Here is a 21925-nt window from a genome sequence, read left to right as displayed (position 1 = left end):
GACAATGGACCCGCGCCGCGGGCGAACGTGCGAGTTTATCATGAGCTCAAGCGGGCCACCGGGCAGGCCCCTCGCCTATAATTGACGCGAACGTCAACCAATAACAGGGTAGGAGCACACATGGGACACCGCCTTTCCAAGATCTACACCCGCACCGGCGACGCCGGCACCACCGGCCTGGGCGACGGCAAGCGCGTCTCCAAAGACAGCCTGCGCATCCACGCCCTGGGCGAGGTGGATGAGACCAACGCCATCGTCGGCCTGCTGCTGTGCGAGGACTTGCCGGAGGATGTGCGCACGCTGCTGACCGACGTGCAGCACGACCTGTTCGACCTCGGCGGCGAGGTGTGCATCCCGGGCATGAGCATGATCACCGACAGGCAGGTGACCCATCTCGAAAACGAGCTGGACCGCTTCAACGAACCGCTCGAACCGCTGAAGGACTTCATCCTGCCGGGCGGCACCCGCGCCGCCGCGCTGGCCCACCATGCGCGAACCGTGTGCCGCCGCGCCGAACGGTCGCTGGTGGCGCTGGCGCTGGAGGAGGCCGTCAACGACGGCCCGCGCCAGTACCTGAACCGCCTGTCCGACCTGCTGTTCGTACTCGGCCGCGTGCTGAACCGCGCCGGCGGACGCGGCGACGTGCTGTGGCAGAAGCGCAAGAACGCCTGAACCGCCCCCTGGCTTCAGCGCGTCCGCACCGAAGCCTCCGCACCCTGGGCGGAGAGCAGATCCCGGAACAGCGCCGAATGCTGCGCCAGCTCCCACGCTGTTCCCATCGCCTCGATCCGCCCCGCGCGCATCAGGATGACGCCGTCGAAGCGGTTGAGCAGGTGCAGCCGATGCACCGAGGACACGACGGCGGCATCGGCGAAATGCTCGAACAGGCGGCTGTAGACGCGGCCTTCCGTTTCGGGATCGAGGCTGCTCGTGGGCTCGTCGAGCAGCACCAGCGAACTGCCCTCCGCCGCCAGTACGCCGCGCGCCAGGGCCAGACGCTGGCGCTGGCCGCCCGACCAGTTCGCGCCGCCCTCGCTCACGCGTGAATTCAGGCCCTGCGGCAAGCCCTCGACGACCGTGTCGGCGCAGCTTGCATGCAGCGCCGCGGCAATCCTCGCGGCGGGGGCTTCGCCGCCGAGCAGCAGGTTCTCGGCCAGCGTGCCGTCGAACATCTCGGCCTGCTGCGGGATCAGCGTGGCCATGTGGCGCAGCGTGTCCGCCACGGCGGGCACTGCCCGGCCATCGACGCCCAGGCTACCGCCTTGCGCTTCGTCCAGCCCGGCCAGCAGGCGCAGCAAGGTGCTCTTGCCGCCACCGCTCGGCCCGACCAGCGCATAGCGCCGGCCGCGCGCGAGGCCCAGCCGTTCGACATGAAACGCCGCACCGCCGCGGGCCGCGGCGTGGGCAAAGCGGACATCGCTCAGCTCCAGCGCCTGCCAGCCGGCACTCTCGGCATCGGCCAGCGGTGCCGGCGGCAAGGCCCGGCCGGCATCCAGCACCGGCTGCGCGGTGGCGTAGTCCGCACGCTGGCGCGCCAGCGACTGGAAATGCGCCGCGATCGCCGTGATCACGCCGCCCGCCTGCTGCGCGTACTCGTACACCATGAAGACCTTGCCCAGCGCGATGCCGCCGGCCGCGCCAGCGAGCAGCGCCACCCCGCCCCCCGGGCTGATCACCCCCGCGGCCTCAGCGGCATAGATGCCGACCAGCACGCACCACAGCGCATTCGCCAGCAGGTCGACGGAGCACCACTTCAGCTCGTTGAGCACGATGCCGCGCCGCAGCGGGCCGAACACCGCCGCCAGGCGCGTGGCGATCAGATGCGCCACGCCTTCCCCCCGGCGCAGCGCCAGCACCGAGAACACGTTGCCCAGCACATCCACGAGCGTGGCCGAATAGGCGCGCTCGGCGCGGTTCTCGTCCAGTGCGATGCGCATCATCACGCGGTCGAAGCGGGTGATCAGCAGGCCGATCAAGCCATAGCCCAGCATCGCCACGGCACCGACCAGCGGCGAGATCAGCCACAAGGCGATGATCGGCCCCACCAGCCTGACCGTGTTCTGCAGATAGATGAACTGGCTCTGGGCGAAGTCGTAGAGGGCGCGCGTGCTCTGCTGCACGCGGTGGGTGGTTTCGCCCGAATGGTGGCTTTCGTGCCATGCCAGCGGCGCGCCCACCAGGCGCCCCACCAGCAGGGCCGACAGGCGTTCACGCACCTTGAGCGCGACATTGCGCTCGAGAATGCGCCCCGGCCCGTGCAGCAGCCAGCTGGCGACGATGGCCGCGAACACCAGCGCCAGCCAGCGCGACGCCCCCGGCAGCGCGTCCACGCCGCCGGACTGGATGGCATCGATGGCGTTGCCTGCCAGCCACGGCACGCCGAGCTTGAAGAGCTGCGACGCGAGCAACAGCACGAAGGCGAGCAGGATCAGGTGCCTCGCGCCCGCCGCGTGCTGCCACAGCGCGCGATAGAGCGCCGCCAGGCTGGCCGGCCGCTCCCGCTCGGCCTGCGCGGCGGGAGGGTGATCGGCGGCATTCGCCGCGGCATCGGCACGTTCGGCCATCAGGGTGTTTCCTCGGCGGGATGGGCATCGAGCAAAGCCCGGGCGCGGGCTTCGCGGCAAGAACCGGCATGGTGCTTCAAACGGCGAAATCCAGCGAGATCTGCGTGACCCCGGACGGCGCATGGGCGTCCTCGGCAAAACGCACGCCCACCCCCAGCAGCCGCACCGGGCGCGACTTGCGTGCATGCGCTTCTTCCAGCAGGGCCTGCCAGACGGACTCGTCGGGCGCCTCGCACACGCATTCGGCCGTGGTTTGGGTGAAATCGGAGAACTTGATCTTGACCACCGCCTTGTGCACCGGCCGTGCCTCCTGCGCGCGCCCGAAGCGGGCGCGGAATTCCTCGATCAAGGCCGGCAGCGCCGCGCTGCAGGCGGCCAGGTCGGGCAGGTCGGTAACGTAGGTGGTTTCCACCGACAGCGACTTGCGGATGCGGTCGGGGCGCACCGGCCGCTCGTCGATGCCGCGGCACAAGCGGTACAGGCTGGCGCCGAAACTGCCGAAGGCCTGCGCCAGCTCGGCCAGGCTCCAGGCACGCAGGTCGCCGCAGGTCTGCACGCCCAGCCGCTGCAGGCGCGCGGCCGTCACCTTGCCGACGCCGAAGATCTTCTTCACCGGCAGCGCCGCGACGAAGGCATCGACCTCGTCCGGGCGCACCACGAACTGCCCGTCGGGCTTGTTCCAGTCGCTCGCGACCTTGGCCACGAACTTGCTGGGAGCGATGCCCGCCGATGCGGTGATGCCGACCTCGGCCCGGATGCGCGCGCGGATCTCCTGCGCCATCAAGGTCGCCGAACCCTTGCAGCGATCGACGCCGCTCACGTCCAGGTAGGCTTCGTCCAGCGACAAGGGCTCGACCAGCGGCGTGTAGTCCCGGTAGATGGCGAGAATCTGCCGAGACGCGGCGCGGTAGCGCTCGAAATTGGGCGGCAGCAGGCGCAGTTGCGGGCACAGTTGCAGCGCCCGCGCGGTGGACATCGCCGAATGGACGCCGAAGGCGCGCGCCTCGTAGTTGCAGGTCGCGATCACACCGCGCGTTTCCGCCCGCCCGCCGACGGCGAGCGGGCGCCCGGCCAGCGACGGGTCGTCGCGCATCTCGACCGAGGCATAGAAACAGTCGCAGTCGCAATGGATGATCTTGCGCATCGCGGTTCGAAAACGCGTGCAGGAAGCGCGGAGCGGCCGGCGACGCTAGAGGCGGTCTCTGCGCGATGCGATGCAGACGGTCGCAATGGTCCTGCTCATGGGCTCTCCTCCGGTTCGGACAGGCTGGAAGGAGGCGATGGTACGACTGCACGGCCGCCGCGGCCAGCGCCAACCCCCAGCAGCAGCGTCGCCACCGCACAGCAGAAGAGCGTCGCGGCCAGCACGACGGCGGTGGTACCGAAGCTGCCGGCCAGCAGCCCGATCACCGCGCCGCCGGCATACTGGCTGGCGCCCATGAAGGCCGACGCCACGCCGGCATGCTCGCCGGCGTGGGACATGGTCAAGGCCGCGAGATTGCCGAAGATCAGCCCGAGCACGCCGAGGCAGCACGCCAGCAGCGCGACGAACAGCCACGCCCCTGCCTGCGCCGATGCCGCAAGCAGCAGGGCCAGCGCGGCCAGGGCGTGCAGCCCCAGTCCGGCGAGCAGCAGGCGGCCGGGTCCGAACACCGGCAGCAGGCGGATGTTCAACGCGCCGCTGGCGATGATCAGGCAGGCGATGCCGCCGAACGTGAGCCCGAACTGGATGGACGAGAACCCGAATCCGCTCATCAGGATGAACGGCGAACTGCTGATGTAGGCGAAGAGGCCGCCGAGCAGGCACGCGCCCGCCAGGCTGTAGAGCACGAAGGCGCGGTCGCGCAGGAGGCCGGCATAAGCTGATGCGACCGCGCGCAGCGACAGCGGAGACCGCCGGTGCCGGGGCAGCGAATCGGGCACGACACGATAAGCCGCCACCCATGCCGCCAGCACCAGCAGCGCCAGTACGCCGAAGCAGGCGCGCCAGCCGCCCCATTGCAGGATGAACACGCCCAGCAGCGGCGCGGCCACCGGGGCGGCCATCTGGATCTGCCCCAGCACCGAATAGACCGCGGCGGCTTCGCGCGCGGAGAACATGTCGGTGACGATCGCCCGCGGCGCCACCAGCCCGGCCGCGGCCCCGGCCGCCTGCAGCAGCCGTGCGCCCAGCAGCACTTCGATGCTGGGCGCCAGCGCCGCCAGCACCGAGCCCGCCACGAACAGCGCGATGCCCGCCAGTAGCGGCAGCCGGCGGCCGAAGCGGTCGAGCAAGGGGCCATAAGCCAGTTGGCCGACCGCCAGGCCGAAGATGAAGACCGACAGCGTCGCGCGTACCTGCGCCTCACTCGCGGCAAAGGACGCCGCCACGGCGGGAAACGCAGGCAGGTAGAGATCGATGGCCATGATGTCGGCCATCGTCAGCATCGCCAGCACGATGACCAGCGGCCAATGGTCGCGGTAGGTGATGCTCGCGTTCATTTCACGACCGCCATGCTTCAGTGATCGGGGTCTTGCCCGGCCGGCTTCGTGCGCGAGAAGCGCGACAGCACCCAGACGAAGAAGATCGGGACGAAGATCACGCCGAGCAGGGTCGCCGTCAGCATGCCGCCGATCACCCCGATGCCGATGGCGCGCTGGCTGGCGCCGCCGGCGCCGGTGGCGATGGCCAGCGGCACCACGCCGAGGATGAAGGCCAGCGAGGTCATGACGATCGGCCGGAAGCGCAGGCGCGCAGCCTGGATCGCCGCCTCGGCCAGCGACTGGCCCTGCTCGCGCAGGCTCTTGGCGAACTCGACGATGAGGATGGCGTTTTTCGCCGCGAGGCCGATGATGGTGATCAGGCCGACCTTGAAGTAGACGTCGTTGGGCATGCCGAGCAAGGTCACCGCGAGCACCGAGCCGAGCGCGCCGATGGGCACGATCAGCATCACCGCGGCGGGGATCGACCAACTCTCGTAGAGCGCCACCAGCAGCAGGAACACCACCAGGAATGACAGCCCCAGCAGCAGTGGCGCCTGGGCGCCGGCGGCCTTCTCCTGGTAGGACAGGCCGGTCCATTCGTAGCCGATGCCTTCCGGCAGCTCGCCGATGATCCGCTCCAGCTCGGCCATCGCCTCGCCGGTGCTGTGGCCGGGGGCGGCGTCGCCGGAGATTTTGAACGCCGGGTAGCCGTTGTAGCGCGAGATCTGCACCGCGCCATTCTCCCAGGCGGTGCTGGCGAAGGCCGCCAGCGGCACTTGGTCGCCGCTGGCGTTGGGCACGTGCAGGCGCAGGATGGCCTCGGGGGTCATCCGCTCGCCGACGTCGGCCTGCACCACCACGCGCTGCAGGCGCCCGAGGTTGGCGAAGTCGGCGACGGTGGCCGAACCGTAGGCGCTGGCGATGGCGCTGCGGACGGTGGCGAAGTCGATGCCCTGCGCGCGCGCCTTGTCGCGGTCGATGTCCAGGCGCAGTTGTGGCGCGTCTTCCAGGCCTTCCATCATGGCGTAGAGGATCAGCGGCGAGGTGTTGGCCTGGTACAGCAACTGGTCGCGCGCGGCGTTCAAGGCCTCACGGCCCAGGCCGCCACGATCCTGCAGGCGCAGGGAAAAGCCGCTGGCGTTGCCCAGGCCGTCGATCGGCGGCGGGTCCACCGCCATCACCCGGGCCTCGGCGAGGCCGGCGAAGCGGGCGTTGAAGGCCGCCACCTCGGCGCTGGCCGACTGGCTGGCGTCACGCTCGGACCAATCCTTCAGCAACGGGAAGCTCAGGCTGGCATTCTGCCCGGTGCCAGAGAAGCTGAAGCCCATGATCATGGTGGTGGACTGGGTCGCCTCGCGTTCGAGCAGGTAGCTTTCCAGCTCGCGCACCACTTTCTCGGTGCGCGCGTGGGTGGCGCCCGGCGGCAGTTGCACGTCGATGATGTAATAGCCCTGGTCCTCGATCGGCACGAAGGATTCGGGCAGGCGCAGGTAGAAGAAGCCGAGCAGCGCCACGATCCCGACATAGATCAGCATGTAGCGTCCGCTGCGCCGCAGCAGGCGCGAGTTGAGCAGGGTGAAGCGCTCGGTGAGGGCGGCGAAGCGGCGGTTGAACCAGCCGACGAAGCCTTTCTTCTCGGCGTGGTGTTCCTTGTCCAGCGGCTTGAGCAGGGTGGCGCACAGCGCCGGGGTGAGGCTCAGGGCGAGGAAGCCGGAGAACAGGATGGACACCGCCAGCGACAGCGAGAACTGCTGGTAGATCGCGCCCACCGAGCCGCTCATGAAGGCCAGCGGCAGGAACACCGCCGACAGCACCAGGGTGATGCCGACGATGGCGCCGGACACCTGGCCCATCGCCTTGACCGTGGCCTGGCGCGGCGGCAGCCCTTCCTCGGCCATGATCCGCTCGACGTTCTCCACCACCACGATGGCGTCGTCGACCAGGATGCCGATGGCCAGCACCATGCCGAACATGGTCATCATGTTGACCGAGAAGCCCAGCACGTACATCACCGCCAGCGTGCCGGCCAGGCACACCGGCACGACGATGCTGGGGATCAGCGTGTAACGCAGGTTCTGCAGGAACAGCAGCATCACCAGGAACACCAGCACCATGGCCTCGGCCAGGGTGTAGAGCACTTTCTGGATGGCGATATCGACGAAGCGCGAGGTGTCGTAGGGCACCGAGTATTCGATGTCGGCCGGGAAGCCGGCGGACAGCTCGGCCAGCCGCGCCTTGACCGCCTCGGCGGTCTGCAGCGCGTTGGCGCCGGGGCGCAGTTGCACGGCGGCGGCCACCGACTTCTTGGCGTCGTTGAGAATCTCGAAGTTGTAATCCTGGCTGCCGATCTCCAGGCGCGCCACGTCGGCCAGGGTCACCCTCGAGCCGTCGGCGTTGGTGCGCAGCAGGATGCGGCCGAACTCTTCGGGGCTGTCGAGCATGCCCTTGACGGCGATGGTGGCGGTCAGTTCCTGCTCGGCGCTGCCGGGGCGGCTGCCGAAGCTGCCGGCCGGTACCTGGGCGTTCTGCGCAGCGATGGCGGCATTGACGTCGGCCACCGAGAGGCCGTAGCCGATCAGCTTCTGCGGGTCGATCCACACCCGCATGGCCGCCTCGGAACCGAAGAACTGCACCTTGCCGACGCCGTCCACCCGGCGGATCTCGTTGTTGACGTTGCGCGCCGCGTAATCGGCCAGGCCGACCACGCCCTTGTCGCTGTCGTCGCCCTTGTAGCGCAGCGCATAGATCATCAGGAAGCCGGAGCTGGCCTGCTCGATCTGCAGCCCCTGCTGGGTGACCTCCGTCGGCAGGCGCGGCTCGGCTTTCTTGATGCGGTTCTGCACGTCGACCTGGGCCAGATCCGGATCGGTGCCGGGGGCGAAGGTCACGACGATTTCGCCGATCCCGGTGGAGCTGCTGGACGACTCGTAGTACAGCATGCCCTTGGCGCCGTTCAGCTCCTCTTCGATGACGCTGGTCACCGAATCGACCACGGTGGACGCCGAGGCGCCGGGGTAGGTGGCCCAGATCGAAATTTGCGGCGGCGCCACCACCGGGTACTGGGCGACCGGCAGCGAGGGCATCGCCAGCAGCCCGGCGAGGATGATGAAGATGGCGACCACCCAGGCGAAGTTGGGGCGGTCGATGAAGAACTTGGGCATGTCCTATCCTTGGAAACGTGCGCAGGCGCGGCGTCCGGGCTCAGTTGGTGGCGGAGGCAGGCGCGGCAGGCTGCACCGGCGCCGCGACGCTGACCTTGTCGCCGGGCTTGGCGCGACCGCCGACGATCACCCTGTCGCCGGCCTGCAAGCCTTCGGTGATATGCCACTGGGCGCCGTGCATCGTGCCGGTTTGCACCGCACGCGCCTGCGCCGTGTCGTCCTGGTCGACCACCAGGACCAGCGGCTTGCCGTCGGTGCCGCGCTGCACGGCACGCTGCGGCACCAGGATGGCTTGCGGGTCGGTGCCCTGCGGGGTGTGCACACGCACATACATGCCGGGCAGCAGCAATCCGTCGGCGTTGTCGAAGCGGCCACGCAGGGAAATCTGCCCGGTGCCGCGATCCACGGTGATGTCGGAGAAAAGCAGGTGTCCGTCGCGGCGCTGACCGGTGCCTTCGACGGTGACCGAAATCCGCGCGCCCTTGCCCTCGTCCTGCGCCAGGCGGCCTTCGGCCAGCGCCTCACGCAGGCTCAGCACCTCGGCCACCGGCTGCTTGAAGTCGACATGGACCGCGTCGATCTGCTGGATCGTCGCCAGCGGCGTGGCCTCGTTCTGGCCGACCAGCGCGCCTTCGGTCACCAACGCCCGGCCGATGCGTCCCGAGATCGGCGCCGTCACCGTCGCATATCCGAGGTCGAGCCTGGCCGTCTCGATGCCGGCCAGCGCCGCCTGGCGCTCGGCCTGTGCGCTCTTCAATCTGGCCTGGGCCGCATCGTAATCCTGCCGGCTGACCGCCTCGATCGCCACCAGGGGCTCGTAGCGCCGCATCACCGCCTGGGCATCGAACAGGCTCGCCTCGGCCTTGGCCAGTTCGCTCTGTGCCCGCAGCAGCGCTGCCTTGAACGGCGCGGGGTCGATCTGGAACAGGCGCTGCCCGGCCTTGACGTCGGCACCTTCGGTAAAATTGCGGCTGAGCACGATGCCGGCGACGCGGGCCCGCACTTCGGCGACCCGGACGGGCTCGACCCGCCCCGGCAACTCGCTCGACAAGGCCAGCGAACCGGCCTGGACCACAATCGCCTCGACCGTTTGCGGCGCCCCGGCATCCTGCCCGGAGGCGTCGCGCTTGCCGTCGCAACCGGCGACCAGCACCGCCGCGGCAAGCATGAGCAGGGACAGTCTCCGTGTTCTTGGGCTCTTCATCATCGACACCTTCCGTGGCAGGACTACAAAAGATACGGATGATTCCACACAAAATCCAATGAATCAATATTGATTCACAAGATCATGTTTGAATTCACCAATCGATCATTTCAGCCAGAATGACGACATGCCCGGCAGTTGCGCGCTCATGAGTCGGACATGATCCAATTCATGAGTAGAATTACCGGTATGAAACCATGTGAATCGGCCTGACCATGTCCGACCTCGAGACGGAAGACAAGAAATTCCTGGCCGCGCTGGCCCTGGCGCTCGTCGACCAGCCCAGGGCTTCCCTGCTGGAGCTCGCCCGCGCCATCGGGGTGAGCAAAGCCACGCTGTACCGCTTCTGCCGCACCCGCGAACAGCTCATCGAACGCCTGATGAACCACTGCACCCACGTGTTCAGCGAAGCCATCAGCACGGCGGAACTGGATACGGCGCCGGTGCCGGAGGCCTTCCGCCGCCTGACCGCCAACAACCTGGAGCACCGCGAACTGACCGCTTTCCTGACGTATTACTGGAAGGACGCGTTGAAGGACCCCGGCGTCGAAGCCGGCTGGGACACCGCCCTGGACACCTTTTTTCTGCGCGGCCAGCAGGAAGGAGTGTTCCGCATCGACATCCCCGCGCCCGCGCTCACCGAGATCTGGGTATCGATGGTGATCGGGCTGGTGGACGCGGAACGCCGCGGCAGGGTCGCCCGCGCCGGACTTGCCGCCCTGCTCGAACGCGCATTCCTGCAGGGTGCCGGAGCGCACTGACCGCGCGCCCGAAGCTGGCTGGAAAGGCCGGCCGGTCCGGCCCGCCGCACGAGAAATTCAGCCGCCGCGATTCGCGTCCGGCCGATGCGAGCTCGAAGGCCCGCCCGCCGACGCCAGGCATTTCGGCAGTTGTGCTTTCGGGGTGCGCTGGATCCGGCGCAGCAGGTCGACCGACACCTGCGGCACCCGATGGCGGAGGCGCAGTTCCTCCTCGAGGCGAACCAGCAGGCTCGCCGCCATCTCGGCGTCGGCCAGCGCGCGGTGGTAGCGGCCGGCAACCGGCAGCTTCGCGTATTCGACCAGCGCACCGAGCTTGTGGCTGGGCGCCAGCGGAAGCAGACGGCGGGACAGCAGCAGCGAACAGAGGAAATCCTGGCTCCGCGAGCGCTGGATCCGGGCGAGCTCGCCATCCCAGAACTTCGCATCGAAGGCGGCGTTGTGGGCGACGAGAGGAATGCCGCCGACGAAATCCGACACGTCCCGCATGACTTCTCCGGCAGGCGGCGCGTTCCGGACCATCGTATTCGAGATCCCCGTCAGCGCTTCGATGTATGCCGGAATGCGGACCCCTGCATTCATCAGGCTCTGGTATCGGTCCACCACCCGGCCGCCTTCCACGATCACCGCCGCGACCTCCGTTGCCCGGTCGCCCTGCGCGGGCGATAGCCCGGTGGTTTCGAAGTCGATTACCGCCACTACTTCCATGGTCAGCGCCCTCCTGATTCATCCGCGACAGGACCGTAGCCGGCATCCCATGAAAAAAGCGCCCAAGCGATCGATTCGCTTGGGCGCTTTTCGGGATTTTTGGTCGGGGAAAGAGGATTCGAACCTCCGGCCCCTGCGTCCCGAACGCAGTGCTCTACCAGGCTGAGCTATTCCCCGACACTTTTCTTTGCTGTCTTGCCAAGCCGGCTACTATATCAGTGATTTCGCTCAACTGCAAAGTTCGACAATTGTAGCAGCGCATCCTTGAAAATGGAAGGGGGAAGCGTCGAAATCGCCTCGATCGCCAGCTTGGCTTCGGCCTCGGCATAGCGGCGCGTTTCTTCCAGCGCACCGGTCGCCCGGATCGCGGCCAGTACCGCGGCGAAGTCGTCGCGCCCGCCGTTTTCGATCGCACCGCGCACCAGCGCGGCCTGCTCGGGCGAGCCGTGCTGCATGACGTGGATCAACGGCAGCGTGGGCTTGCCTTCGGCCAGGTCGTCACCGAGGTGCTTGCCGGTATCGGCCTCGTCGGCGGAATAGTCGAGCACGTCGTCGATGAGCTGGAAAGCCGTGCCGAGATGCATGCCGAAAGCCGCAAGACAGGCTTCGGTCTCGGCATCCGCGCCACCGACGATGCCCCCCAGCCTCGACGCGGCTTCGAACAGCTTGGCCGTCTTGTAGCGGATCACGCGCAGATAATCCTCGATGAGGACATCTGCGTTGTGACAGTTGAGCAGTTGCAGGACTTCGCCTTCGGCGATGATGTTGGTGGCGTCGGCCAGCACACGCATCACATGCATGTTGTCGACCCCGACCATCATCTGGAACGCGCGCGTATAGAGAAAGTCGCCCACCAGCACCGAGGCGGCGTTGCCGAACATGGCGTTGGCGGTCTTGTTGCCGCGGCGCAGGTCGGATTCGTCGACCACGTCGTCGTGCAACAAGGTGGCGGTGTGAATGAACTCCACCACCGCAGCCAGTTCATGGTGCTGCGTCCCCCTGTACCCCATCGCACCGGCGGCAAACAGCACCAGGGCGGGGCGCAGGCGCTTGCCGCCACTATGGATGATGTATTCCGCCACCTGGCGGATCAGAACGACGTCGGAGTGGAGACGGCTGCGGATGACCGCATCCACCGCCTGCATGTCGACGGCGATCGGCGCAAAAAGCTGCTTGACGGACAAGGCGGACACGCTGGCGGAAAAAGTGCGGATGGTAGGCGCCCGTGTCGACCCGAGTCAAGCCACGCCGCCACCCATCTTGCGCTATGTGATCTAGCGGCAATACCGTTCAGATAAGCGCAGCTTGTTTCTGTAGGAGCGGACCTGGCCGCGAACACGGCCTGATTCACGGCTAAAGCCGCTCCGGGGCGCGCGTTAACTGAACCGCATTGGATCTAGCGGGCGGCCGCAGCCCGCGCCACCGCGTTGTCCAGCGCTTCCTTGGCGGCCGTGCGGTCGGCCCACACGCCGGCAAGCTCTTCGTCCAGGATGCGGCGCACGCGCTCGCGCTCGACCACGGGCTGGGCGCCGGACTCGGTCGTTGTCGGCTTGTTCGTGAGCTGCTCGACCGCCACGCGCACGTTGTCGAGATCGTCGCCCAGCAGTTCGCTGCTCGACGCGAGCAGGCCGGCGCGGTTCAGTGGCAGATAGCCCGTTTCGCGCTGCCAGGCTACCTGGTTCTGCGGCTGTAGCCAGAAAGCGATGAAGCGCGCGACGGCCTTGTATTCGGCCGGCTTCTTGCCCGCGGATGCCCACAGGGCCGGGCCATCGGCCACGGTGTTCTGCGGCGCGCCGGGAAAATCCTCGTGGTACGGCAGGCGCGATACGGCGACATCGACCTTGCCCTGGCGGCGGAAATCGGCCCAGCTCGACGACGGTGCCGCGATCACGGCGCAATCGCCGGACGCGAAGCGCTGTTCCGCCTCACTGTTGTGCTCGAAGACATGCAGATAGCGGGCGCGCGACCAGCTCGCCATCATCGCCACGTGCTTGACCTGGAACATGCCGTTGAAGGACGGCGCCATCGTCGCCGCCTTGCCCTTGCCTTGAGACTTGGCGACAGGCTGGTTATGCCAGGCGCTCAGATTCTCCACCATGACGCGGCCCGGCTCGGCAACGGTATACGGACAGCTGTGGCCGGTGTCGGCCAGACGGCCGAGCGTCTCCTGCAACTCGAACCAGGTGGCGACCTGGGCGGTCTCCGGGTTGACGCCCGCCCGGCGCAGCGCGTCGCGGTTCAGGAACAGCACCGGGGTGGACAGGCCGACCGGCAGCGCCAGCAACTGGCCTTTGGCGTTGACCGGGGTGCGCGTCATCATCGCCGGCGGGCGCAAGGTCTGCAGCGCCACCCCGGCGTCCTTCATCAGGACGTGCAGCGCCTTGTAGCGCGGCTTGCCGGCGACGAAGGCCTCTTCGTCCTCGCCCTCGAGGATCAGCATGTGCGGCGAGGCATTGCGCCAGTCCACATCGGACAGCACCACCTTGGCGTTCTTCTCCTGCGCGTTGAAGCGATCGACGAGCTCCTTCAGCGCCGCCGCCTTGCTTTCGGGGAGCCGATGAAAGAGCTGGATCTGCATGCCGGCATTCGCCTGCACCGTGGGCGCAGCGGCCCCGAACACGGCAAAGGTGGCAACGGCGAGTCCTGCCGTCTTGAGACATTTGATATTCATGAGCCTGGCGCGAGAAGGATGATGAGCAAACGAAACCCGGTTAACCCGCGAATTATAGTGCGCCCCGGATCGCGCGGACGAGGCCGGATGTAACATCCACCGCCACCGGACGGGCGCCGGCAAGCGCTCTGCCCCGGATGCGGAGGCGGCCTTCAAGATATGGCCGACGATGCCGTTAAGGTCCACCACAGCCCGCCCATATTCCCACCGTCCATGCGCAAACCCGCCCTGCCTTCCTCACTCGCCCGAGCCCTCCTCGTCGCCCTGCTGGCGCTGACCGCCGGCTGCGACATGCTGAGCGAGCTGCTGGATCTCCCCAACCCGGCGCGCGAACACGCGATGAAGGAAGCCGAAGGGCGTGCGGTCGGCAGCGCCTGCCGCCACGCCGGGCGTTCCCTGGAAGACTGCTACGCGCTCAACCCCGCGTCCGAGAAAGCCTCTGTGTTCGCCGGCTGGCGGGACATGAACGACTACATGATGGAGCACAAGCTCGACGTGGTCCCCTCCAGGCTCGTGCCCAACACCCTGCAGCCCGCCGCCGACGCGGCCCCGGCTGCGGCCGATGGCGCCGGCGGGGACGCTGGCGCGCGGCAGTAGGCGTCCGCCCCGCCCGTCCATGCGGCACGGCCCGCTCGCCTGATGCGGCGCACGGGCTTATCATCCGCGCTTCCGCCCATCCACGATGGGACCGCTCCCATTCAGCGCACCGCGCATATCACCGATGAACCAACATACGCCCGCCGCCGGACTCCTCTGCTCCGGCCTGATCGGCTATTGCCGTGCCGGCTTCGAAAAGGAACTCGCCGGCGAGATCGACGACCTGGCCGCCGAAGCCGGCCTGATCGGCTTCGTCCGCGCCCAGCCCGATACCGGCTACGTCGTCTTCGAAACCTTCGAGCCCACCCCGCTCGGCAGCTTCGGTGAAGCCACCGACTGGCGGCGCCCGTGTTTCGCGCGCCAGATGCTGCCGTGGTTCGCACGCGTCGAGGATCTGCCCGAGCGCGACCGCGCCACCCCCATCGTGGACGCGGTCAAGGCCTCCGGGCAGCGTTTCTGCGGCGTGGTGCTGGAGACACCCGACACCGACGAGGCCAAGCAACGCTCCGGGTTCTGCAAGCGCTTCACCGAGCCGCTGGCCAAGGCGCTGGAAAAAGCCGGCTGCCTGCGCAGCAGCCGCACCGGCCTGCCGGTACTGCACGTCCTGTTCTCCGACGCCACCACTGCGTGGCTCTCGGCCGGCCAGAACGGCCAGTGCGCTCCCTGGCCGATGGGCATCCCGCGGCTGCGCATGCCGTCGAACGCCCCCAGCCGCTCGACGATGAAGCTTGCCGAAGCCTTCATGACCCTGCTCGAAGAGGGAGAACGCGACAACATCCTGCGCGCGGGGCAACGCGCGGTCGACCTGGGCGCCGCGCCGGGCGGCTGGACCTGGCAGCTCGTCGGCCGCGGCCTGCGCGTGACCGCGATCGACAACGGCCCCCTGCGCGACAGCGTGATGGCGACCGAGATGGTCGAACACCTCAAGGCCGACGGCTTCACCTGGCGCCCCCAGCGGCCGGTCGACTGGATGGTGTGCGACATGGTCGAGCAGCCTTCGCGCATCGCCTCGCTGATGGCCGAATGGATCGCCACCGGCAAGTGCCGCTACACCATCTTCAACCTCAAGCTGCCGATGAAGCGCCGCTTCGAAGCCGTCGAGCAATGCCGCGAACTGATCCGCAAGCGGCTCCACAGCGTCGGCCCCTTCGACCTGCGCATCAAGCATCTCTACCACGACCGCGAAGAAGTCACCGCCTTCCTCACGCTCAAGCGCTGACCCGGCATCCACCCGCCCCGGGACAGAAGCGCCGGCCCTCGCCGAAGCCCCTGTCCCGTAACGGTTTTCCATGCCGTGTATAATCCGTTGTTTCGCAAATCAGGCGGTCGGCTGCCGGCCGCATTCAACGCAAAGGCGCCCATGAGTTTCGCCGACCTCGGCCTCATTCCCGAACTGCTCAAAGCCGTCGCCGACGCCGGCTATTCCGAACCCACGCCGATCCAGCGCCAGGCCATCCCGACCGTCGTCGCCGGCCACGACGTAATGGGCGGGGCCCAGACCGGCACCGGCAAGACGGCCGGCTTCACGCTGCCGCTGCTGCATCGCATCGCCCGCCACGCCAACACCAGCACCTCGCCCGCACGCCACCAGACGCGCGCCCTCATCCTCGCGCCGACGCGCGAACTGGCGATGCAGGTGTACGAGTCGGTCAAGACCTACAGCAAGTACCTGCCGCTGCGTTCGGTGTGCATCTACGGCGGCGTGGACATCAGGCCACAGCAGATGGAGCTGCGCCGCGGCATCGAGGTGGTGATCGCCACACCGGGCCGCCTGCTCGATCACGTCGAGCAGAAATCCATCAACCTGTCCCAGGTCGAAGTCCTGGTGCTGGACGAAGCCGACCGCATGCTCGACATGGGCTTCATCCCCGACATCAAGCGCATCCTCGCGCTGCTGCCGGCCAACCGCCAGAGCCTGCTGTTCTCTGCCACCTTCTCGGACGAGATCAAGAAGCTGGCCGATCAGATGCTGAAGAACCCGCAGCTGATCGAAGTCGCGCGCCGCAACATGGTGTCGGAGACGATCACGCACGTCGTACACCCCGTCTCCAGCGGCATGAAGCGCAACCTGCTCGCCCATCTGCTGCGCCATCAGCCGGATACGCAGGCCCTGGTCTTCGTCGATACCAAGATCGTGTGCGGCAGGCTGGCCCATTTCCTGGAACGCAGCGGCATCTCGGCCGACGCCATCCACGGCGACAAGAGCCAGCAGCAGCGCACCGAAACCCTGGAGGCATTCAAGGGCGGCAAGCTACGCGTGCTCGTCGCCACCGACGTCGCGGCGCGCGGCATCGACATCGATGAACTGCCCTACGTCATCAACTTCGAACTGCCCCACACCGCCGAGGACTACGTTCACCGCATCGGCCGCACCGGCCGTGCCGGCCACAAGGGCAACGCGGTGTCGCTCGTCAGCACCGAAGAAAAGCACTGGCTGGCGGAGATCCAGAAGCTGATCAAGCTCGAGATCCCGCAGGAGATCATCCCCGGCTTCGACCCCGAGCCCGAATTCTCCGAGGCCGGTAGCCGCTCCCGCGGCCGCCGCGCAGCCCCCGTGGCGGATGCCGCACGCGCGCCCCGTTCCTCCGCGGCGCCGCGCCAATCCTCCGGGGCTGCACCGCGTTCCGGCGCCCGGCAACGTCCGACAGTGGCGTCGGACGGCTTCGATTTCAGCAAGCCCTACCAACCCGCCTCTCCCACCATGGCCGTATCCGACGATGCCCGTCCGGCAGCGGCGGACGCCCGGCCCGATGCACTGCGCCGCTCCCAGCGTCCGATCGCGGTACTGCTGGGCGGCCTGGGACGAAAATAGCACGGACACCGGCACCTATTCCCGGCTCGGCGACGACGTGGGTTCAAGTATTCTCACGGCGATGCCGTAGATCATCTACCCGACCACTGCAACAGCCGCCGCCGTGAATATTCCTGGACGTCAGCCCGCCCCTTCCCCCGCGCCGCACGAGCCTTTCGTTGCCGATTTGTCGGAGGGCGCGGAGGCCGGTGTCTACCTCGCCCTGCTCGAACTGATCGACGAGGGCCTGATCATCACCGGCGACGAGTTGATCCTCGATGCCAACAGCGCCGCCTGCAAGCTGCTGGAACGCGACTACCGGCAGATTGCCGGGCGCCCTCTGGCAACGCTCTTCCCGAACGAGGAACGCTTCCTCGACGTCCGCGCCAGGCTCCTGATCCAGGGGGAGCGGCGCAGCCAGGTGGGCTTCGCCCTGCCCGACGGACGGACGCGCGAGCTCAAGGTGCTCTGTGCCCCCAGGCTGCGGCCCGGCGTCCATGCGCTGGTGCTCAGTCCATCCAGCACACGTTCCCGCAGCGCATCCCGCTCCGAACCGGCCGGATCGTCCGAATCGGCGGCCCACGCCCGCTTCGCAGCCCATCTCGACCCCGGGCGCCGTGTCTTGAGCCGTCCCGGCAGCCTGTTCGATGCTGCGATCTGGCCAGACGCCGGTACGAGCAGCTTCGAACCCAGATTGTGGCAGGCATTGGACCAGGACGAATTCTTGCTGAACTTCCAGCCCCTGGTCGACACCCGCAGCAAGCGCCTCCGCGCGGGAGAGGCCTTGCTGCGCTGGCAGCACCCCACACTCGGCCAGCTTCCGTTCGGGCGCTTCAAGGCTGCGATCCACGACCCGCAACTCATCGCCCGCCTCGGTGACTGGGCGCTCAACAGCGCGTGCCGCAGCGCGCGCACCTGGCAGGGCCCCAACACCGACCAGCGGGTGAAACTCACCGTGAACGTCGCCACCGAGCAGCTGCTGCACGGCGATTTCGCTGAATGCGTGAGGCTGGTTCTGGAGGACAACGACCTGCCGCCCGGTCGCCTGGAACTCGACCTCGACGAGAAGGTGCTCGAAAGCGACAGCCCCGGTCTGCTGGCCACGCTGAAAGCACTGTCCGCAATGGGCGTACGCCTCGCCATCGATGATTTCGGCCGCGGCCTGTCATCGATCCCCAGGCTGCGCCGCTACCCGCTGAACGCCATCAAGCTCGCCCCCGGCCTCGTGCGCGGCGTCGGCCACGACGAAGACAGCGAGGCGGTCGTCGAGGCGATCGTCGGCCTCGCCGCGACGCTGGGGCTCGAGGTGTTCGCCCGTGGCGTCGAAACCCCCGCCCAACGGGATTTCCTCAGCGCGCTCGATTGCCATCTGCAACAAGGCCCCCTGTTCGGCCAGCCGATGACGGCACACGAGTTCTCGCGCTTCGTGCCTTAGGGCTCGGCACCGGATCCGTTCAGGCCTGCTGGGGGCGCTCCCGATCATCGGCGGGCCGGCGCTCGTACTGCTGCACCGCAAACGATGAAACCGGGCGAAAGCGCCACGGCCGGGAGATTCCGGCTGTGCTTGAGCGCAGCCGGATGGGCGGCCCGCCACCTGTCTCAGTAATCGAGCAGCGTCTGGCAGCTTTCCTCGCGCCCGGTCATGGCGCCGAAACGGTCCAGGCGCTCACGCACGAAATCGTCCGCTACGCGGGGATTGGCGCAGAACTCCCGCAGCTGCATCGCATAGGCCAGGTTCTGCATGTCTTCGACCGTTTTCGCCACGGCGGGGAAGCGATAGCCCTCGGTCTTGCGCCACTCGGGCGGCTCCGGCTTCACTTCGGCCCCGGGCTTCTGCACGCCATCGCCGGACGCGGCCGCCGGCTGCTGCGCGGCTGCCGGCAGCAGGACGAAAAACAGGCTCATGAAAAGCAGTGCGCGCATGAAAGACATCGGGCCGTAAGCAGAAGAGCATTCTCCTGCTTACGGCCCGATGAAGCCAGGCTTTAGCCGGCCCGCGCCCCCGAGTGGCGGGGAACGGGCCGGGAAACCCGGGTCAGGACTCCAGCGCCTTGACGTGGGTGATGACCTGGCCGATGGCATCCTGCGCGCTGCCGTACAGCATGCGGCAGTTGTCCTTGTAGAACAACGCGTTCTCGATGCCCGAGTAGCCCGCGCCCTTGCCGCGCTTGACGACGATGACGTTCTGCGCCATGTCGACGTTCAGGATCGGCATGCCGTAGATCGGGCTGGTCTTGTCGGTGCGTGCGACCGGGTTGACCACGTCGTTGGCGCCGATCACCAGCGCCACGTCGATCTGCGGGAAGTCGGCGTTGATCTCTTCAAGGTCGAAGATCTTGTCGTAGGGCACGCCCGCCTCGGCCAGCAGCACGTTCATGTGGCCCGGCATGCGGCCCGCGACCGGGTGGATCGCGAACACGACCTCGACGCCGGCCTCTTCGAGCAGTTGCGCCATTTCCCACACCTTGTGCTGTGCCCCGGCGACCGCCATGCCGTAGCCCGGCACGATGGCGACCTTGCTGGCGTAGCGCATCACCGACGCGGCGTCGAGAGCGGAAAACTCCTTCATCGTGCCTTCGATCGCCTCGCCTTCGCCACCGGCCGCCGCACCGCTGATCGGCGTGAAGATGACGTTGGTGATCGGACGGTTCATCGCCTTGGCCATCAACTGCGTGAGCAGCGTACCCGAGGCACCGACCACGATACCGGCGACGATCAGCGCCGGATTGCCCAGCACATACCCCTCGAAACCCACCGCCAGGCCGGTGAAGGCATTGAGCAGCGAGATCACGACCGGCATGTCGGCGCCGCCGATCGGGCTGGTCAGGATCGCGCCCAGCGCCAGCGCCAGCACGAAGAACAGCACGATCAGGGTCGAAGAGGGCTGGTCCGACACGACGATCGCCAGCCCCAGCAGCGCGGTCAGCGCGGCCAGGCCGATGTTCACCATGTTCTGCTGCGGCAGACGGAAGGCGTTCTTCATGATGCCCTGCAGCTTGGCATAGGCGATGCACGAACCGGAGAAGGCCACCGAGCCGATCAGCGCGCCGAGCACGGCCAGCGTCGCCACCACCGGATCATGGATTTCGCCGCGGGCGAACTCCAGCGCCGCGATCGCTGCCGCCGCGCCGCCGCCCATGCCGTTGTAGATGGCGACCATCTGCGGCATGTCGGTCATCTTGACCGTCTTGCCGCTCCACCATGCCACCGCGCCGCCGGCGACGATGGCCAGCACCATCAGGCCGACGTTGCCGAGGCCGGGGGTGAAGAAGGTGACCACGGTGGCCGCGACCATCGCATAGCCGGCCCACACGATGCCCTTGCGGGCCGTCACCGGGGAACTCATCGCCTTCAGGCCGAGGATGAACACCACGGCAACGACGAAGTACGACGCCTGAATGAACCAATTCGCCATTTATGCGCCCCCTTCCTTCTTGTTGCCACCCTTGAACATCGCGAGCATGCGCTCGGTCACGACGTAGCCCCCGGCCGCATTCGCGGCGCCGAGGAAGACGGCCACGAAACCGATCACCAGTTGCACCGGGTCTTCCGGGTCGGCATGGCCGAGCACCACCATGGCGCCCACCAGCACGACACCGTGCACGAAGTTCGAACCACTCATCAGCGGCGTGTGCAGGATCACCGGCACGCGCGAGATCACCTCGTAGCCGGTGAAGGCGGCCAGCATGAAAATATACAGCGCTGCAAATCCTTCCATCATGGTTCTCCTTACAGACCCAGGACCTGCTTGACCCCGGCATGGCGAAGCTCGCCCGCGTGGGTCAGGCACGTACCGGCCATCACCTCGTCGTCCCAGTCCAGCGCCAGCGCGCCGTCCTTGATGAAGGGCGAGATGAAGTTGAACAGGTTCTTGGCATACATCTCCGATGCATGCACCGGCATGCGGCTGGGGATGTTGGCCGGGCCGATGACGAGCACGTCGCCCACCCAGACCTTCTCGCCCGCCACCGTGCCCTCGACGTTGCCGCCGCTCTCCGCCGCCATGTCGACGACCACGGCGCCCGGTTTCATCCTGGCGACCATGTCCGCGGTGATGATGCGCGGCGCGCGCTTGCCGGGAATCGCGGCGGTGGTGATCAGCGCATCGCACTGGGCGACGGCCTTGGCCAAGCGTTCGGCCTGCTTGGCCTTCTCCTCGTCGGTCAGTTCGCGCGCGTAGCCGCCCGTGCCCGCCGCGGACACGCCGGTGTCGACGAACTTGGCGCCGAGCGACTCGACCTGTTCGCGCGTTTCGGGGCGCACGTCGTAGGCCTCGACCATCGCGCCGATGCGGCGCGCGGTGGCGATGGCCTGCAGGCCCGCCACGCCGCAGCCGATCACCAGCACCTTGGCCGGGCGGATCGTGCCGGCCGCATAGGTCAGCATCGGGAAGAACTTCGGGCTGTGGTCGGCCGCGATCAGCGCGCATTCGTAGCCCGCCACCGCACCTTGCGAGGACAGCGCGTCCATGCTCTGCGCACGCGAGATGCGCGGCAGCAGTTCGAGCGCGAAGGCAGTGATCTGGCGCTCGGCTAACTGGCGCGCGCGCTCGACGCTCGTCCACGGCTGCAGCAGGCCCAGCAGCAGACTGCCCGGCTTGATCGCAGCAATCGTATCGTCGGCCGGCGGCTGCACGCAGAACACCACGTCGGCCTGCTCACAGACCTCGACCGCGCTGTCGGCGAACGTCACCTCCGGAAATACGCTGTCGGGGAAATGCGCCGGCACCCCCGCCCCTTTCTGCAACACGACCCGGGCACCGAGGCCCTGGTACTTCTTGACCACATCCGGCACGACGGACAAACGCCGTTCGCCCGCAGCAGTCTCCGCTAGCACTCCGATTGTCAGAGGCATAGGCTGATCCTCCCTGTTGTTTGGCATCGAAAACCTGTTGCACATTCCGCCGGCGTCACCTGCCCTTATATCTTGATTTATTCTGCAACCTTTCGTTGCAGCACCGGCGAACCCCGGACATTAGACGGATTTGCTGCACCACAGCAACAAGGGT

General features: G+C 67.6%; 18 protein-coding genes and 1 tRNA gene. 6 read left to right on the top strand and 13 right to left on the bottom strand.

Going from position 1 to position 21925, the window contains the following annotated elements; all coding sequences use genetic code 11:
- Nucleotides 1–120: 120 nt before the first annotated feature.
- Entirely contained in the window at nt 121–672 is a 552-nt protein-coding gene (locus C666_RS04680; RefSeq protein ID WP_004334409.1) for a cob(I)yrinic acid a,c-diamide adenosyltransferase, read from the top strand.
- Nucleotides 673–686: 14 nt separating this feature from the next.
- Here the strand turns inward: C666_RS04680 and C666_RS04675 are convergent, their stop codons facing one another.
- The 5 genes from C666_RS04675 to C666_RS04655 form a co-directional block, all read right to left on the bottom strand.
- The gene (locus C666_RS04675; protein WP_004334407.1) at nt 687–2564 is read right to left on the bottom strand and encodes an ATP-binding cassette domain-containing protein; all 1878 of its coding nucleotides are present in this window, start codon (nt 2562–2564) and stop codon (nt 687–689) included.
- Nucleotides 2565–2640: 76 nt separating this feature from the next.
- A complete protein-coding gene (gene dinB / locus C666_RS04670) occupies nt 2641–3708 on the bottom strand; it encodes a DNA polymerase IV (RefSeq protein ID WP_004334406.1) in 1068 nt (355 codons plus the stop codon).
- A gap of 95 nt (nt 3709–3803) precedes the next feature.
- Nucleotides 3804–5045, bottom strand: a complete 1242-nt coding sequence (locus tag C666_RS04665) for a multidrug effflux MFS transporter (RefSeq protein ID WP_004334405.1) — start codon at nt 5043–5045, stop codon at nt 3804–3806.
- Nucleotides 5046–5062: 17 nt separating this feature from the next.
- Entirely contained in the window at nt 5063–8188 is a 3126-nt protein-coding gene (locus tag C666_RS04660) for a multidrug efflux RND transporter permease subunit (protein WP_004334404.1), read from the bottom strand.
- Between the two features lie 40 nt (nt 8189–8228).
- A complete protein-coding gene (locus tag C666_RS04655) occupies nt 8229–9395 on the bottom strand; it encodes an efflux RND transporter periplasmic adaptor subunit (protein ID WP_154666225.1) in 1167 nt (388 codons plus the stop codon).
- A 212-nt stretch (nt 9396–9607) separates the two neighbouring features.
- Here C666_RS04655 and C666_RS04650 point away from each other — a divergent pair, with 212 nt between their 5' ends.
- Nucleotides 9608–10153, top strand: coding sequence for a TetR/AcrR family transcriptional regulator (locus tag C666_RS04650; protein ID WP_004334402.1), 546 nt, complete (start codon nt 9608–9610; stop codon nt 10151–10153).
- A 57-nt stretch (nt 10154–10210) separates the two neighbouring features.
- Here C666_RS04650 and C666_RS04645 read toward each other — a convergent pair whose 3' ends face one another.
- From C666_RS04645 to C666_RS04630, 4 genes are all read right to left on the bottom strand, one after another.
- Nucleotides 10211–10858, bottom strand: a complete 648-nt coding sequence (locus C666_RS04645; RefSeq protein WP_004334401.1) for a 3'-5' exonuclease — start codon at nt 10856–10858, stop codon at nt 10211–10213.
- Nucleotides 10859–10958: 100 nt separating this feature from the next.
- Nucleotides 10959–11035 (bottom strand) — tRNA-Pro (locus C666_RS04640).
- Between the two features lie 38 nt (nt 11036–11073).
- Entirely contained in the window at nt 11074–12042 is a 969-nt protein-coding gene (gene ispB, locus C666_RS04635) for an octaprenyl diphosphate synthase (protein WP_004334400.1), read from the bottom strand.
- A gap of 212 nt (nt 12043–12254) precedes the next feature.
- Nucleotides 12255–13529: an extracellular solute-binding protein gene (locus tag C666_RS04630; protein ID WP_004334398.1), complete on the bottom strand. Its 1275-nt coding sequence runs from the start codon at nt 13527–13529 to the stop codon at nt 12255–12257.
- 213 nt (nt 13530–13742) lie between these two features.
- Between C666_RS04630 and C666_RS04625 the strand changes: the two genes are divergently transcribed.
- From C666_RS04625 to C666_RS04610, 4 genes are all read left to right on the top strand, one after another.
- The gene (locus C666_RS04625) at nt 13743–14126 is read left to right on the top strand and encodes a hypothetical protein (protein WP_038001056.1); all 384 of its coding nucleotides are present in this window, start codon (nt 13743–13745) and stop codon (nt 14124–14126) included.
- 124 nt (nt 14127–14250) lie between these two features.
- Complete coding sequence (rlmM, locus tag C666_RS04620) at nt 14251–15345, top strand: 23S rRNA (cytidine(2498)-2'-O)-methyltransferase RlmM (protein WP_004334396.1); 1095 nt, start codon at nt 14251–14253, stop codon at nt 15343–15345.
- Nucleotides 15346–15486: 141 nt separating this feature from the next.
- Nucleotides 15487–16938, top strand: coding sequence for a DEAD/DEAH box helicase (locus tag C666_RS04615; protein WP_004334395.1), 1452 nt, complete (start codon nt 15487–15489; stop codon nt 16936–16938).
- A 103-nt stretch (nt 16939–17041) separates the two neighbouring features.
- Nucleotides 17042–18352, top strand: a complete 1311-nt coding sequence (locus tag C666_RS04610) for a sensor domain-containing phosphodiesterase (protein WP_028792356.1) — start codon at nt 17042–17044, stop codon at nt 18350–18352.
- A gap of 164 nt (nt 18353–18516) precedes the next feature.
- Here the strand turns inward: C666_RS04610 and C666_RS04605 are convergent, their stop codons facing one another.
- From C666_RS04605 to C666_RS04590, 4 genes are all read right to left on the bottom strand, one after another.
- Entirely contained in the window at nt 18517–18840 is a 324-nt protein-coding gene (locus C666_RS04605; protein ID WP_038001066.1) for a hypothetical protein, read from the bottom strand.
- A 112-nt stretch (nt 18841–18952) separates the two neighbouring features.
- Nucleotides 18953–20332 carry an NAD(P)(+) transhydrogenase (Re/Si-specific) subunit beta gene (locus C666_RS04600; protein WP_004334392.1) on the bottom strand — a complete coding sequence of 460 codons (1380 nt, stop codon included), beginning with the start codon at nt 20330–20332 and terminating at the stop codon, nt 18953–18955.
- A complete protein-coding gene (locus C666_RS04595; RefSeq protein WP_004334391.1) occupies nt 20333–20635 on the bottom strand; it encodes an NAD(P) transhydrogenase subunit alpha part 2 in 303 nt (100 codons plus the stop codon).
- A gap of 11 nt (nt 20636–20646) precedes the next feature.
- Complete coding sequence (locus tag C666_RS04590; protein WP_028792355.1) at nt 20647–21771, bottom strand: NAD(P) transhydrogenase subunit alpha; 1125 nt, start codon at nt 21769–21771, stop codon at nt 20647–20649.
- Between the last annotated feature and the right edge of the window lie 154 nt (nt 21772–21925).

This window comes from Thauera linaloolentis 47Lol = DSM 12138 (assembly GCF_000310205.1).
GTDB lineage: Bacteria > Pseudomonadota > Gammaproteobacteria > Burkholderiales > Rhodocyclaceae > Thauera > Thauera linaloolentis.
Note: the sequence above shows the minus strand (reverse complement) of the source record. Positions and strands in the feature narration are given on the sequence as shown.

Coding starts and splice junctions, on each gene's coding strand:
- dinB (WP_004334406.1), bottom strand. CDS start 3,708: ATGCGCAAGATCATCCATTGCGACTGCGACTGTTTCTATGCCTCGGTC.
- C666_RS04595 (WP_004334391.1), bottom strand. CDS start 20,635: ATGGAAGGATTTGCAGCGCTGTATATTTTCATGCTGGCCGCCTTCACC.
- C666_RS04655 (WP_154666225.1), bottom strand. CDS start 9,395: ATGATGAAGAGCCCAAGAACACGGAGACTGTCCCTGCTCATGCTTGCC.
- C666_RS04590 (WP_028792355.1), bottom strand. CDS start 21,771: ATGCCTCTGACAATCGGAGTGCTAGCGGAGACTGCTGCGGGCGAACGG.
- C666_RS04615 (WP_004334395.1), top strand. CDS start 15,487: ATGAGTTTCGCCGACCTCGGCCTCATTCCCGAACTGCTCAAAGCCGTC.
- C666_RS04650 (WP_004334402.1), top strand. CDS start 9,608: ATGTCCGACCTCGAGACGGAAGACAAGAAATTCCTGGCCGCGCTGGCC.
- rlmM (WP_004334396.1), top strand. CDS start 14,251: ATGAACCAACATACGCCCGCCGCCGGACTCCTCTGCTCCGGCCTGATC.
- C666_RS04680 (WP_004334409.1), top strand. CDS start 121: ATGGGACACCGCCTTTCCAAGATCTACACCCGCACCGGCGACGCCGGC.
- C666_RS04675 (WP_004334407.1), bottom strand. CDS start 2,564: ATGGCCGAACGTGCCGATGCCGCGGCGAATGCCGCCGATCACCCTCCC.
- C666_RS04660 (WP_004334404.1), bottom strand. CDS start 8,188: ATGCCCAAGTTCTTCATCGACCGCCCCAACTTCGCCTGGGTGGTCGCC.
- C666_RS04645 (WP_004334401.1), bottom strand. CDS start 10,858: ATGGAAGTAGTGGCGGTAATCGACTTCGAAACCACCGGGCTATCGCCC.
- C666_RS04665 (WP_004334405.1), bottom strand. CDS start 5,045: ATGAACGCGAGCATCACCTACCGCGACCATTGGCCGCTGGTCATCGTG.
- C666_RS04605 (WP_038001066.1), bottom strand. CDS start 18,840: ATGCGCGCACTGCTTTTCATGAGCCTGTTTTTCGTCCTGCTGCCGGCA.
- C666_RS04600 (WP_004334392.1), bottom strand. CDS start 20,332: ATGGCGAATTGGTTCATTCAGGCGTCGTACTTCGTCGTTGCCGTGGTG.
- C666_RS04630 (WP_004334398.1), bottom strand. CDS start 13,529: ATGAATATCAAATGTCTCAAGACGGCAGGACTCGCCGTTGCCACCTTT.
- C666_RS04625 (WP_038001056.1), top strand. CDS start 13,743: ATGCGCAAACCCGCCCTGCCTTCCTCACTCGCCCGAGCCCTCCTCGTC.